The 13,817-nt window shown below is 41.3% G+C and carries 12 protein-coding genes; 11 read left to right on the forward strand and 1 reads right to left on the reverse strand.

From position 1 onward, the window contains the following. Positions 1-7 precede the first annotated feature (7 nt). From polX to uvrC, 10 genes are all read left to right on the forward strand, one after another. A complete protein-coding gene (gene polX / locus HM131_RS08370) occupies positions 8-1,726 on the forward strand; it encodes a DNA polymerase/3'-5' exonuclease PolX (RefSeq protein ID WP_085029332.1) in 1,719 nt (572 codons plus the stop codon). Between the two features lie 21 nt (positions 1,727-1,747). Beyond that, the gene (locus HM131_RS08375; protein ID WP_085029333.1) at positions 1,748-4,096 is read left to right on the forward strand and encodes an endonuclease MutS2; all 2,349 of its coding nucleotides are present in this window, start codon (positions 1,748-1,750) and stop codon (positions 4,094-4,096) included. Between the two features lie 26 nt (positions 4,097-4,122). Further along, the gene (locus HM131_RS08380) at positions 4,123-4,530 is read left to right on the forward strand and encodes a DUF350 domain-containing protein (RefSeq protein ID WP_085029334.1); all 408 of its coding nucleotides are present in this window, start codon (positions 4,123-4,125) and stop codon (positions 4,528-4,530) included. Positions 4,531-5,031: 501 nt separating this feature from the next. After that, positions 5,032-6,732 carry a long-chain-fatty-acid--CoA ligase gene (locus HM131_RS08385; protein WP_085029335.1) on the forward strand — a complete coding sequence of 567 codons (1,701 nt, stop codon included), beginning with the start codon at positions 5,032-5,034 and terminating at the stop codon, positions 6,730-6,732. A gap of 111 nt (positions 6,733-6,843) precedes the next feature. After that, positions 6,844-7,434, forward strand: a complete 591-nt coding sequence (locus tag HM131_RS08390) for a fatty acid metabolism transcriptional regulator FadR (RefSeq protein WP_157130781.1) — start codon at positions 6,844-6,846, stop codon at positions 7,432-7,434. Between the two features lie 16 nt (positions 7,435-7,450). Beyond that, entirely contained in the window at positions 7,451-8,224 is a 774-nt protein-coding gene (locus HM131_RS08395) for an enoyl-CoA hydratase (RefSeq protein WP_085029337.1), read from the forward strand. Between the two features lie 17 nt (positions 8,225-8,241). Further along, positions 8,242-9,015: an electron transfer flavoprotein subunit beta/FixA family protein gene (locus HM131_RS08400; RefSeq protein WP_085029338.1), complete on the forward strand. Its 774-nt coding sequence runs from the start codon at positions 8,242-8,244 to the stop codon at positions 9,013-9,015. 25 nt (positions 9,016-9,040) lie between these two features. After that, positions 9,041-10,021 carry an electron transfer flavoprotein subunit alpha/FixB family protein gene (locus HM131_RS08405; protein WP_085029339.1) on the forward strand — a complete coding sequence of 327 codons (981 nt, stop codon included), beginning with the start codon at positions 9,041-9,043 and terminating at the stop codon, positions 10,019-10,021. A 137-nt stretch (positions 10,022-10,158) separates the two neighbouring features. Further along, the gene (gene trxA, locus HM131_RS08410; protein ID WP_085029340.1) at positions 10,159-10,473 is read left to right on the forward strand and encodes a thioredoxin; all 315 of its coding nucleotides are present in this window, start codon (positions 10,159-10,161) and stop codon (positions 10,471-10,473) included. 119 nt (positions 10,474-10,592) lie between these two features. Beyond that, positions 10,593-12,392 carry an excinuclease ABC subunit UvrC gene (gene uvrC, locus HM131_RS08415; protein WP_085029341.1) on the forward strand — a complete coding sequence of 600 codons (1,800 nt, stop codon included), beginning with the start codon at positions 10,593-10,595 and terminating at the stop codon, positions 12,390-12,392. 31 nt (positions 12,393-12,423) lie between these two features. Here uvrC and HM131_RS08420 read toward each other — a convergent pair whose 3' ends face one another. Next, the gene (locus HM131_RS08420; protein ID WP_085029342.1) at positions 12,424-12,867 is read right to left on the reverse strand and encodes a YslB family protein; all 444 of its coding nucleotides are present in this window, start codon (positions 12,865-12,867) and stop codon (positions 12,424-12,426) included. Positions 12,868-13,151: 284 nt separating this feature from the next. On the opposite strand from HM131_RS08420, the gene HM131_RS08425 reads away from it, so the two are divergent. Beyond that, complete coding sequence (locus HM131_RS08425) at positions 13,152-13,772, forward strand: succinate dehydrogenase cytochrome b558 subunit (RefSeq protein WP_085029343.1); 621 nt, start codon at positions 13,152-13,154, stop codon at positions 13,770-13,772. Positions 13,773-13,817 lie beyond the last annotated feature (45 nt).

A 13,817-nucleotide genomic window follows, 5' to 3' on the forward strand; every position in this document is an offset into this window, starting at 1 on the left:
GATAAAGATGACTGTAGATAAAAAGCAAGTGATCAAATTATTAGAGAATATCGCTGTTTACTTAGAATTAAAGGGAGAGAATCCGTTTAAAATTTCAGCATACAGAAAAGCGGCCCAGGCTCTTGAACGAGACGATCGGTCACTGAATGAAATTGAGGATTTTACAAAGATGAAGGGAATCGGAAAAGGGACCGCAACGGTGATTGACGAATTTATCGAAAATGGTGAATCTGATACATTAAAACAGTTACAAGCTGAGGTTCCTGAAGGTCTTGTTCCTTTGCTGAATTTACCAGGGCTTGGCGGGAAAAAGCTGGCCAAGTTGTATCAACAGTTAGGCGTTACGGACGCCGAGAGTTTAAAGACGGCACTGGAAACTGGCAAGGTAGAAGAGCTCGAAGGGTTCGGGGAAAAATCTGCCGAGAAAATGTTGAAAGCATTAGAAGAAGCTCATACCCGGCCTGAGCGTTTACCCATTGCACTTATGCTCCCGCTGGCGGAAAAAATCGAAGGCTATTTAAGCGAAGCGAAAAGCTTCACCCGATATTCAAGAGCGGGAAGTTTAAGAAGAATGAGAGAAACAATCAAAGACCTTGATTTTATCATTGCTTCAGAAAACTCCAGCGCAACTAGAGATGAGCTGTTGGAGCTGCCTGACATTAAAGAAGTGATTGCTTCAGGTGAAACGAAAGTATCTATAGTTGTCAGTGAAGGCTATGATATCAATATTGATTTCCGCATCGTTGCCCCTGATGAATTTGCAACGACCCTTCATCATTTTACGGGTTCAAAAGATCACAACGTAGCTATGCGACAACTCGCAAAACAACAAAATGAGAAAATCAGCGAATACGGAATTGAAAACATAGATACAGGAGAGGTTAAGACTTTTGAAACGGAAGAGGAATTCTTCAAACATTTCGGTCTTCATTTTATCCCTCCTGAAGTAAGGGAAAATTACGGTGAAGTAGAAAAATTTAAACAACCTGTTGATTTGGTGGATCATTCGGATATTCACGGAGATCTCCACATGCACTCGACGTGGAGTGATGGGGCACAATCTATTAAAGAAATGGCAGAAGAAGCAAAATCTTTGGGTTATGATTATATCGCTATTACGGATCACTCAAAATATTTAAGAGTGGCGAATGGTCTTAATGAGGAACGCTTACGTTTACAGCGGGCGGAAATAGATAAAATAAACAATTCTATGGATAACTTTCATATTTTTGCAGGGATTGAGATGGATATTCTGCCAGATGGAAGACTAGACTTTGAAGATGATTTCCTTCAAGAGATGGACTTTGTCATCGCATCTATCCATTCAAGTTTCAGCCAATCGGAAGAGAAAATTATGGAACGACTGATCAATGCGCTTGAAAATCCTAATGTGGATATGATTGCACATCCAACAGGCCGTCTGATCGGCCGTAGAGAAGGATATGCTGTGAATCTTGAGCAGTTGATAGAAAAAGCCAAAGAAACAGGGACTATTCTTGAGCTGAATGCCAACCCGAATCGCCTTGACTTGAACTGGGAGTGGTTGATGAAAGCACAGGAAGAAGGCGTAAATATTGCCATCAACACCGATGCCCACAGTTATCGGATGCTCGACCATATGAAAATCGGTGTAGGGACGGCAAGAAAAGGATGGCTTAGAAAAGATAACGTAATCAACACGTGGACGAAAGAACAATTAATGAAGAAATTCGGAATAAGTGAGTAGCAGTAAAAGGAGACGGACATAATGAATCAGCGAATCCTTCATGTATTAGAGTATAAAAAAATAATCGATCAGCTGAGCGAGCAGGCAGCTTCCTCGCTAGGAAAGGAAAAGGTGGCAGCATTAAAGCCTTCTACAGACCTTGAAGAAGTCCGCTTTTTGCAAAAAGAAACAGATGAAGCTGCTCAAGTGCTTCGATTAAAAGGACATGTTCCTCTTGGTGGAATATTTGATATTAAACCAAGTTTGAAGCGAACGACCATAGGTGGCGTGTTAAGCGCACTTGAATGTCTTGATATCGCAAGCACCATTTATGGAGGGAGGCAGCTTCGCCGTTTTATTGAAGATATGGAAGAGCCGGAAATGCCCATTTTACGTGAGCTTGTTTCAGGAATTGAGCCGCTTCGAGAACTTGAGAGGCAAATCCGCAGCTGTATCGACGATCATGGGGCAGTGATGGACGGTGCTTCAGATAAACTAAGGACCATACGTTCAAAAATCCGTACAAACGAAGGCCGCGTGCGGGAGAAAATGGACACATTTACGAAATCTAAATCAAAAATGCTTTCTGATGCGATTGTAACGATACGAAACGAGAGGTATGTGCTGCCAGTAAAACAAGAGTACCGTGGGTCTATTGGCGGGATTGTTCACGATCAGTCCTCCTCTGGCGCCACTTTATTTATTGAACCTCAGTCTGTCGTAGATTTAAATAACCAGCTGCAAGAAGCACGAGTACAGGAAAAGCATGAGATTGAGAAAATCTTGAAAGAGCTTTCTGAGGCTATTGCTGAAGACCAGCCACGATTATATGACAATGTTGCGATTCTTGGACATGTGGATTTCATGTTTTCCCGGGCAAAGTTAGGAAAATTAATGAAAGCATCTTTGCCTGAGATGAATGATGAAGGCCGTATAAAAATGCGCCAGGCGCGTCATCCACTGATTCCTGAAGATGAAGTGGTTCCTAATGACGTTGAAATCGGCGAAGACTTTACATCCATTGTCATCACAGGACCTAATACAGGCGGTAAAACGGTCACATTGAAGCTCGTAGGTTTATGCACGCTCATGGCACAGTCCGGACTGCAGATTCCAGCAATGGATGGTTGTGAATTGGCTGTTTTCCAAGAGGTTTATGCCGATATTGGAGATGAACAGTCCATCGAGCAGAGCTTATCTACCTTTTCTTCTCATATGACAAACATTGTTGACATTTTAAAGCATGTGGATGAGAAATCTTTAGTTCTTTTTGATGAATTAGGAGCTGGCACCGATCCGCAGGAAGGCGCTGCTCTTGCTATGTCCATTTTAGACGAAGTGGTGCAAAGAAAGGCGAGAGTCATCGCTACCACCCACTATCCGGAGCTAAAAGCGTACGGTTATAATCGAGAAGGGGTCGTGAATGCTTCTGTCGAATTCGATATTCAAACCTTGAGACCAACCTACCGATTATTGATCGGTGTACCAGGCAGAAGTAATGCCTTTGAGATTTCAAGACGATTAGGGTTAGAGGAGACAATAATTGAATCAGCTAAACAGCAAATTGGAGTCGACTCTCGAAGTGTAGAAAATATGATCGCTTCTCTGGAAGAGTCCAAGCGGGGTGCCGAGCAGGACTACAAGAAAGCGGAAAAAATTTTACAAGAAGCAGAAGAATTGAAGAAACAGCTGCAGGAAAAGTGGAATCAATTCGAGGACAAGCGTGAGAAGCTTTATGCAAAAGCAGAAGAAAAAGCGGAAAAAGCAATCCAGCAGGCAAGAGAAGAAGCGGAAGAGATTGTGAATCAAATTCGCAATATGAAATCAGAAGCGCAAATGAAGGAACACGAATGGATCGAAGCACGAAAAATGTTTGATGAGGCAAAGCCGGAGCTTGCGAAGAAAAAGAAAGAAGAGCATGCGCCTAAGCCTAACAAAGAAATGCGCGAACTAAAGGCAGGCGATGAAGTGAAACTCCTAACCTTAAACCAGAACGGAACGATTGTGGAGCAAACGGGAAAAAATGAGTACCAGGTCCAAGTCGGCGTTATGAAAGTCAAGGCGAAAAGGAAGGAACTGGAGTTTATAAAATCAGAACAGCCATACAAAGAAAAACCGATGGCAAAAGTGAAAGGAAAGGCTTTTCACGTGAAGACAGAACTGGATTTGCGAGGGGAGCGCTATGAAGATGCCTTGAATCGATTGGAAAAATATATTGATGATGCTGTCCTTGCAGGATACCCGAGAGTCTCTATTATTCACGGAAAAGGGACTGGAGCACTAAGGACAGCTGTTCAAAACTATGCTAAGAATCATCGGAACATATCGGATTACCGTGCAGGCGGCATGAACGAAGGCGGTAGCGGTGTCACCGTTTTAGAACTTAACTAAGTATAGAGCAAAGGGAGCGGACAGACATGGATGGTTTTTGGGAATACTCTTTAGTTGAAACTGCCGCAAGATATAGTGTGGTCGTTTTATGCCTGATCGTATTTATGGCCGTTTTCGAAATCGTTACCTCCTACAATAATTGGAAAGAAATAAAACGAGGAAATTTAGCTGTAGCCATGGCAACCGGCGGAAAGATCTTTGGTATCGCTAATATTTTTCGTTTTTCCATTGAACACAATGATTCTCTTCTTCAAACAATGGGATGGGGTATTTTCGGATTTGTCCTTTTGTTGTCCGGTTATTTCATTTATGAATTTTTAACTCCTTCCTTTAAAATTGACGAAGAAATTGAGGCGGATAACCGAGCCGTAGGATTTATTTCCTTAGTCATTTCTGTCGGACTCTCTTATGTTATTGGAGCGAATATCATTTAAGGAGAACGTGTATGGAAACCTTAGCAAAAATTTTATTAGTCGTGGCTGCGGTCTTTTTGATTGTAGGTGTATTATTTTTTATATTATAAAAAGATGAGGCCATGGATAAGTCTGAATGACCCAAGAAAATTCCGAACGATTACGTTGAAAATCGTGTCGGAATTTTTTTGTGGCAAGAAAGGAGTTCAATAATCGATCCGTCAAAACACCTCGCTTGCCACGGGCACGGCCTAGAGCTTCTTTGAGAGGCAATGAACACTTTCCTGCAGGAAGTGATGTTCCCATAGGAGTTTCCGGGTATTGATTACGCTAACGATCTGCGTGATCCTGAGAAAGTTTTCAACGGTTATTTTTAAACCTCTGTTCTACTTATGTCCCAGTCTCTTACTTTTTCGAACTTGTCTTAGATGGTAATTTTCTCAAAATTATAAATTGTAATTCAAATATCCTTCCTTTATCGTTATAATAGTGATATAAGACTAAAAGGGGAGGCGTTTTGGAATGGCAACCTTTCATCGTCCTTGGCATGCTCATTATCCACCAGAAGTCCCTGCTACAATCGAATACGATAAACACCCGCTGCACTATTACTTAGAGGATAGTGCAAAAAAATACGGCGAAAAGAAAGCGCTTTATTTTATGGGTAAGGAATTGTCTTACAAAGAAGTGTATGATCAGTCCAAAGCTTTAGCCAGTTACTTGCAGGATTTAGGATTAGAAAAAGGTGACAGAGTCTCTATCATGCTTCCAAATTGTCCTCAATCTGTTATTTCCTACTACGCGGTCTTACTAATTGGAGGAGTTGTTGTTCAAACAAATCCTCTCTATATGGAGCGTGAACTCGAATATCAGCTTAAAGACTCCGGAGCAAAAATGATTATTTGTCTGGATATCCTTTATCCTAAGGCAGCGAACGTCAAGGCTGAAACTTCTCTTGAGCATATCATCGTAACGGGCATTAAAGATTATCTTCCGTTCCCCAAAAATAAAATCTATCCTTTTATACAAAAGCGGCAATATCAAGTACTCGTTAGACCTGAGCAATCTAGCGATACACACCTCTGGCCGCATATCCTCGATCAAAGCATGGGTGAGTTTGAACCTGTAGAAGTTGATCCAGTGGAGGACCTGGCGCTACTTCAGTACACAGGAGGTACGACTGGATTTCCAAAAGGTGTTATGCTCACGCATTATAATCTTGTCGTTAATACGCAAATGTCTAAGCGGTGGCTGTATAAATCTAAGGATGGTAAAGATATAGTCCTTGGAGTCTTGCCTTTCTTCCACGTTTACGGAATGACTTCTGTGATGAATCTTTCCGTAATGATGGGGAGTAAAATGATTCTTATGCCTAAATTTGATGCTGAAGAGGTTTTGAAGGTTATAGAGAAACAAAAACCAACGTTATTCCCAGGAGCTCCAACCATCTATATTGCTTTGCTGAACCATCCGAACTTAAATAAGTACGATTTATCTTCGATTGAAGCTTGCCTAAGCGGCTCGGCCCCTCTTCCAGTGGAAGTACAAGAGGAATTCGAGAAAGTGACGGGAGGAAAACTGGTAGAAGGATATGGTCTGACCGAAACCTCTCCTGTGACGCACTCCAATTTAGTTTGGGGGAAACGGGTGAGTGGAAGTGTGGGGATACCTTGGCCAAATACAGATGCGAAAATCGTTAAGATGGATGGGGAAGGAGAAGCCGATTTCGGAGAGATTGGTGAAATCGTTGTTAAAGGACCTCAAGTGATGAGAGGGTATTGGAATCGTCCAGAGGAAACGGCGCAAGTACTCAGTGAGGATGGCTGGTTTCGCACAGGGGATATGGGATATATGAATGAAGATGGATACTTCTTCGTAGTAGACCGTAAGAAGGATATGATCATTGCCGGAGGTTATAACATCTATCCAAGAGAAGTCGAAGAAGTGCTTTATGAACACTCCGAGATTCAGGAAGCTGTCGTAGTTGGAATTCCTGACCCTTACCGTGGAGAAACAGTCAAAGCTTTTATTGTAAAAAAACAAGGAAGCGATATAACGGAAGATGAGTTGAATGAATACTGCAGGAAGCACATGGCGGCTTTTAAAGTTCCTAGAATTTACGAATTTCGTGAAGAATTGCCTAAAACAGCCGTCGGTAAGATTCTTCGCCGCTCTCTCGTAGAGGAGGAAAAGAGAAAATTAGAAGAGTCAGAGAGTGTGTAATACGTGAAAAAAGATTATTAAAGAAAAGTTGACAGAATATTTTTTGGGATGTAATATAATAGGTGAATGACCGTTCATTCATTTTCACGATTCATAAGGCAGGAGATTTTATTGAAAAAAAACAAACCAAAGTACAAACAGATTATAGAAGCAGCGGTTGAAGTAATCGCCGAAAATGGATACCACTCCTCTCAAGTGTCTAAAATTGCAAAAAAAGCTGGAGTGGCGGATGGTACAATTTACCTTTACTTCAAAAATAAAGAAGATATTCTCGTATCCCTCTTTCAAGAAAAAATGGGGCAGTTCATTGAAAAGATTGAGCAAGAAACAACTTCCAGGCAGACAGCTGAGGAGAAGCTTCTAACGTTAATTGAAACGCATTTCACCCAGCTGGCTGCTGACCACCATTTGGCGATAGTTACTCAATTGGAGCTTCGTCAATCGAACAAAGAATTGAGGCAGAAGATCAATGAAGTTCTCAAACGATATTTGAACGTTATTGATCATATCGTCGACGAAGGTGTGGAAGAAAAGTTGTTCCGTAGTGGCATGGATCGCCGTCTCGTTCGGCAAATGATTTTCGGAACGATGGATGAGACGGTGACCAATTGGGTCATGAAAGATCAGCGCTATAACATAGTAGGCCAAGCGAAAGAAGTCCATAGCTTGATCGTTCACGGACTAGCCCATTCTGATAAGTAAAAAGGAGAGAGAGCTATTGTCAACATTAACTATGCAAGTGAAAGAACATGTCGCTGAAATTACGATTGAAAGCCCGCCGGCTAACGCTCTTTCCACTCACATCTTAAACGATTTATCTGAAGATCTGGATAGGGTGGAACAGGATCCTTCTATTAAGGCAATCTTGTTAAAAGGGGAAGGAAAATTCTTCTCTGCTGGAGCAGACATTAAAGAATTTACTTCTTTACAGGATGCTTCCGACTATAAAAGTCTCGCAAGTAAAGGGCAGCAACTGTTCAATCGTATTGAAAATTTCCATATCCCTGTAATTGCCGCTATTCATGGGGCTGCGCTTGGAGGGGGATTGGAGCTAGCGATGGCATGTCATATCCGCTACGTTGCTGAAGATGCGAAACTTGGTCTTCCAGAGCTTAATCTAGGAATTATTCCTGGCTTTGCTGGTACCCAGCGCTTGCCTCGATATGTAGGTTCAGCAAAAGCGTATGAAATGATGCTGACGGGAGTTCCGATTAGTGGTGCAGAAGCCGTAACAGCTGGTTTGGCGAACAGAAGCTATTCTTCTGAAGAGCTTTTCCAGGAGGCTGAAAAGCTGGCTCATGCCATTGCATCGAAGAGCGGCCCGACGATTCAGCATGTTATGAAGCTTGTTCCTTACACGCACACACCACAGTTCAATGAAGGAATCAATGCTGAAGCAGAAGCCTTTGGGCAAGTATTTGGCAATGAAGATGCCAAAGAAGGCATCCAGGCGTTTATCGAAAAAAGAAAACCTAATTTTAACGATCAATAGTTCAGGAGGGAATGTACATGAACATTTACGTTTTATTAAAAAGAACTTTTGACACAGAAGAGAAAATCTCAGTAAGTAATGGGAGAATTGAGGATGATGGTGCTGAGTACATCATCAACCCTTATGATGAATATGCAGTGGAAGAAGCGATTAACCTTCGCGATGAACACGGTGGTGAAGTAACAGTTGTAACCATAGGAGAAGAAGAGTCTGAGAAACAATTACGCACAGCTCTTGCCATGGGAGCTGACAAAGCTGTGTTAATCAACACAGAAGATGACCTTGAAGAAGGGGACCAGTTCACCACGGTGAAGATCTTAGAAGCTTTCTTCGAAGACCGTGATGTAGACATTATCCTGGGAGGTAATGTAGCCATTGACGAAGCAAGCGGACAAGTCGGACCAAGATTAGCAGAACGTCTGAACATTCCTTGTGTAACGACGATTACAAGCATTGAAATTGATGGAGAAAATGTTCATATCGAACGCGATGTTGAAGGAGATGTCGAAAAAGTCGATACTTCCCTTCCAGTGCTTGTCACTTGTCAGCAAGGTCTGAACGAACCTCGCTACCCTTCCCTTCCAGGGATTATGAAAGCAAAGAAAAAGCCTCTAGATGAGCTTGAAATCGACGATTTAGATTTAGATGAAGATGATGTTGAACCAAAAACAAAAACAACAGAAATTTTCTTACCACCTGAAAAACAAGCCGGCAAAGTGCTTGAAGGGGAAGTCGATGATCAAGTGAAAGAACTTGTATCTTTACTGAAAACGGAAGCGAAAGTACTGTAAATAGATAAGGGAAAGGAGAATCGTTATGAGTAAAAAAGTATTAGTGATCGGGGAAGCTAGAGAAGGTTCTTTGCGTAATGTTACGTTTGAGGCCATTGCAGCAGCCAATATCGTAAGTGATGGCGGTGAAGTGGTTGGAGTGCTGTGCGGAGCAGGGGACTTGAGTGAAATGGGTCAAGAGATGGTATACCATGGAGCGACGCGAGTCATCACTGTTTCAAACGAAGAATTGAAAACGTATACATCCGACGGGTACGGTCAAGCTGTTTACAAGGTTATTGAAGAAGAATCCCCTGAAGGAATCATCATGGGCCACACAGCGATCGGAAAAGATTTAACACCGAAATTAGCGAGTAAATTAGAGTCTGGCCTTATTTCAGATGCGACAGAAGTTGTAGCAGAAGGCGGGAACATCGTGTTCACTCGCCCAATCTACTCTGGTAAAGCTTTTGAAAAGAAAGAAATCACTGACGGATTAGTCTTTGCAACGATTCGTCCAAATAACATTCCTGCACTAAATCGTGATGATTCTTTAGCAGGAGAAGTGACTGAGAAGGAAGTTGAAATTAGTAACATCCGCACAATTATTAAGGATATTATCCGTAAGTCTTCTGATGGTGTAGACTTATCTGAAGCCAAAGTAATTGTAGCCGGAGGACGCGGAGTGAAAAGTTCTGAAGGCTTCGAACCATTGAAGGAACTTGCTGATGTACTGGGAGGTACAGTAGGAGCATCACGCGGAGCATGTGATGCGGGATACTGCGACTATTCGTTACAAATTGGTCAGACAGGTAAAGTAGTAACCCCGGATCTTTATATCGCCTGCGGTATTTCTGGTGCCATTCAGCACTTAGCTGGAATGTCCAACTCTAAAGTAATCGTAGCCATTAATAAAGATCCTGAAGCAAACATTTTTAATGTTGCAGATTACGGGATAGTCGGTGATTTGTTTGACGTCGTACCTAAGCTTATTGAAGAAGTGAAAGAAATGAAAGTGAACGCTTAATTGCTCGAAAGCCGAAGCCGATTATTTGGCTTCGGCTTTTTAACATGTTTAAATAGGGTATAAACAAATTATTAGTCACTCAAAATAAAAGAGTGATATACTCTAAACAGATTAGAGTTCGAGGAGGAATTATCGAAATGGCAATTGTAAAAGCTACTGATCAAAACTTTACAGAAGAAACAAATGAAGGTTTAGTACTGGCGGATTTCTGGGCGCCTTGGTGCGGACCTTGTAAAATGATCGCTCCGGTTCTTGAGGAACTTGACGATGAAATGAGCGACCAAGTGAAAATCGTTAAACTTGATGTAGACGAAAACCAAGAAACAGCTGGAAAGTTCGGAGTTATGAGTATTCCAACGCTTCTTCTTTTCAAAGACGGTAAAGTCGTTGATCAAGTGATCGGTTTCCAACCTAAAGAAGCGCTAGCTGAATTGATTACAAAACATTCCTAATGGACAGAAGTAATCATGAGCAGAGAACCGCGTTGCCTCGCAGCGCGGTTCTTTGCTGTATAAGAGACACTACTTATGGTAAATTTTTTATATAGACTTCAAACAATGGAGTGAAACAGATGAATTCTAAAATTAAAGAGAAGTTAGCTGTTTTACCGGACCAGCCTGGCTGTTATTTAATGAAAGATAAAAATGGTACGATCATTTATGTTGGGAAGTCGAAAGTTCTAAAAAATCGTGTTCGCTCTTACTTTACAGGAGCCCATGATGGAAAAACCCAGCGCCTCGTAAGAGAGATCGTCGATTTCGAATATATTGTAACGACTTCTGAGATTGAAGCCCTTATCCTGGAAATGAATCTGATAAAAAAATACGACCCTAAATATAATGTACTGCTTAAGGATGACAAAACGTATCCATACCTTAAAGTCACAGCCGAGCGTCATCCTCGGTTAATTGTTACTAGGAATGTAAAAAAAGACAAAGGAAAGTACTTTGGACCTTACCCAAACGTTATTGCAGCAAGAGAAACAAAAAAATTATTGGACCGGTTATATCCATTACGTAAATGTAATACGATGCCGGATCGAGTTTGCTTGTACTATCATATGCATCAGTGTTTAGGACCTTGTGAGTTTCCTGTGTCTAAAGAGACGAATCAGGAAATCGTACAAAATATAACCTCCTTTTTAAGTGGCGGACATGCTGCGATTAAAAAAGATCTTAAAAATCGAATGTATGAAGCTTCTGAAGAGTTGGATTTCGAACGGGCAAAAGAGCTGCGTGATCAGATCGAGCACATCGAGTCAGTGATGGAGCAGCAGAAGATGACAATGAACGATCAAATGGATCGTGATGTTTTCGGCTATTCTTACAATAAAGGATGGATGTGTGTCCAAGTCTTTTTCGTAAGGCGTGGCAAACTGATTGAACGAGACGTAGCCTTATTTCCATTTTTCGATGATCCAGAGGAAACCTTCATCAGCTATATTGGACGTTTTTATCTTCATCAAAATCATCCTTATCCGAAGCAAGTGCTTGTTCCAGTGGCTACGAATGTAGAAGTGTTAGAAGGTGCATTAGATACAAAAGTTCATATTCCGATGCGCGGGCGCAAGAAAGAACTTGTTGAACTTGCTATGAAAAATGCAGAAATAGCACTTGAAGAGAAGTTCGCCTTGATTGAGCGAGATGAAGAACGGACAATTAAAGCCGTCGAGTTACTCGGGGAGCATTTGAATATTGAAACGCCTCACCGAATTGAAGCATTTGATAACTCTAACATCCAGGGAGCTGACCCGGTATCTGCGATGGTTGTTTTTATTGACGGTAAACCAAATAAAAAACAGTACCGAAAATATAAAATCCGTGATGTTGAAGGACCGGATGATTACGAAACAATGAGAGAGGTTATTCGAAGAAGGTACAAACGAGTGCTGAAGGAAGAACTGCCGCTTCCAGATTTGATTGTCATCGATGGAGGAAAAGGGCAGATGTCAGCTGCTTTAGATGTGCTTGAAAATGAGCTTGGTTTAGATATACCTCTCTGCGGCCTGGCTAAAGATGATAAACACAAGACGAGTGAGTTGCTTTATGGAGATCCGCCTATACCGATGGATCTAAACCGCAAATCACAAGAATTTTATCTCGTACAGCGCATTCAGGACGAAGTCCACCGGTTTGCGATTTCCTTCCACAGACAGCTTCGTGGAAAAGGAGCCATTCAATCTGAGCTCGATAAAATTCCAGGAGTAGGACAGAAACGTCGACGTTTATTGCTGCGTCATTTTAAGTCCGTTCCTGAGATAAAAAGTGCTGAGCTTCAGGAGATAACGAAACTTGGAATTCCTGAACCTGTTGCTAATACGATATTGATTCATTTGAATCAGGAGGAAGAAGAAGAACCAGCTGAAGAATAACAGCTGGTTCTTTTTCTAATGCGAATGAGATTTATCCTTTCATCGCTTTCAGTTCTATGTAATTTTCTTTTTCGTTGATCTCTTCAAAGCATTCATAAGTATTTTCGGTTAGCTTTTGTAAGGTTTCAGCTAAAAAGCCACATTCCAATCGAAAATCTACGGTAAAGAGTTTTTGGTTCAGGCGCTTTTCAATGATATGTCCGGTAAGGTGGAAAATCAATTCTTTTTTCTTCTCCTTAACGAGGGATAGTTCTCCCCACCCCATGTATTGAAAGAATTCATAAAGATCATCAAAGTCATAGATGTCCGTTTGGCGTGCTATGTTTTTCCCCATATAGTAAAGCATATAGGGAGCATCCTTACCAAGAAAGTCGGGTAAAGTATAGTAGCGCATGAGGTCAAACCCTGCCCCGGTCCCTACCAATGAAGAGATGTTATTGGTGTTTAACTTAGTAGATTGTTGCATAACGCTCATTCCTTTCTCCACCTTTATTATCACCTGAAATGGAATTTGGCGCAATAATAATTGTTGCATTTTAGACAAAGGAAATAAATGTGTATTTTTGAGCATTTTATGAACGTGGTTTCTTGACGCTCCAACTGGGTAGGAGTACAATAAACATGTCACAATTTGTACATTCAGCAGGATTGGCTAGGAAAACAAGGGGATTTTCCTATTATTTTAAGGTTTTATAAAAGCGCTTAACTGTCTGAATAATGTACATAATTTAAACTGTTATCATCTTGAGGGGGGTAAATATGGCGGGAACACGCGGATACGTTAATCGAAGACTACATTCATTACTAGGAGTCCTTCCAATTGGGATCTTTTTGATCCAGCACTTGACTGTGAACTTTTTTGCAACACGTGGTCCAGAAGCATTCAACGATGCAGCTCACTTTATGGAGAGCTTGCCATATCGTTATGTTCTGGAGATTTTTATTATCTTTTTACCACTTTTATTTCACTCCATTTACGGTGTTTATATTGCATTCACAGCAAAAAGCAACTTATCTAATTTCGGATATTTTAGAAATTGGATGTTCATGCTTCAGCGTGTCACTGGAATCATTACATTGATTTTCATCGCTTGGCACGTTTGGGAAACCCGTATTGCCATCGGGTTTGGCTGGGCTGAATTGAATTATCAGCTGATGGAAAGTATCCTGACGGAGCCATTTTTCTTCTGGTTCTACATAGTAGGGGTTGTATCTACTACTTTCCACTTCTCAAACGGTTTATGGTCTTTCTTTGTAAGCTGGGGGATTACAGTTTCTCCGCGCTCACAATTGATCATGACGTATGCGAGTATTATTATTTTCGTTGCTATTTCTTACATTGGTGTACGTACATTGATTCAGTTCGCGTACGGCATATAAATAGTAATTGTACAAACGTTGTAGATATATAGAAATTAAGGGAGT

The organism is Halobacillus mangrovi, assembly GCF_002097535.1.
In the GTDB taxonomy this organism is placed as follows: domain Bacteria; phylum Bacillota; class Bacilli; order Bacillales; family Halobacillaceae; genus Halobacillus; species Halobacillus mangrovi_A.

Excerpts from the sequence above, each read along its gene's own strand:
- polX (WP_085029332.1), top strand. The coding sequence starts at position 8 with ATGACTGTAGATAAAAAGCAAGTGATCAAATTATTAGAGAATATCGCT.
- HM131_RS08375 (WP_085029333.1), top strand. The coding sequence starts at position 1,748 with ATGAATCAGCGAATCCTTCATGTATTAGAGTATAAAAAAATAATCGAT.
- HM131_RS08380 (WP_085029334.1), top strand. The coding sequence starts at position 4,123 with ATGGATGGTTTTTGGGAATACTCTTTAGTTGAAACTGCCGCAAGATAT.
- HM131_RS08385 (WP_085029335.1), top strand. The coding sequence starts at position 5,032 with ATGGCAACCTTTCATCGTCCTTGGCATGCTCATTATCCACCAGAAGTC.
- HM131_RS08400 (WP_085029338.1), top strand. The coding sequence starts at position 8,242 with ATGAACATTTACGTTTTATTAAAAAGAACTTTTGACACAGAAGAGAAA.
- HM131_RS08405 (WP_085029339.1), top strand. The coding sequence starts at position 9,041 with ATGAGTAAAAAAGTATTAGTGATCGGGGAAGCTAGAGAAGGTTCTTTG.
- trxA (WP_085029340.1), top strand. The coding sequence starts at position 10,159 with ATGGCAATTGTAAAAGCTACTGATCAAAACTTTACAGAAGAAACAAAT.
- uvrC (WP_085029341.1), top strand. The coding sequence starts at position 10,593 with ATGAATTCTAAAATTAAAGAGAAGTTAGCTGTTTTACCGGACCAGCCT.
- HM131_RS08420 (WP_085029342.1), bottom strand. The coding sequence starts at position 12,867 with ATGAGCGTTATGCAACAATCTACTAAGTTAAACACCAATAACATCTCT.
- HM131_RS08425 (WP_085029343.1), top strand. The coding sequence starts at position 13,152 with ATGGCGGGAACACGCGGATACGTTAATCGAAGACTACATTCATTACTA.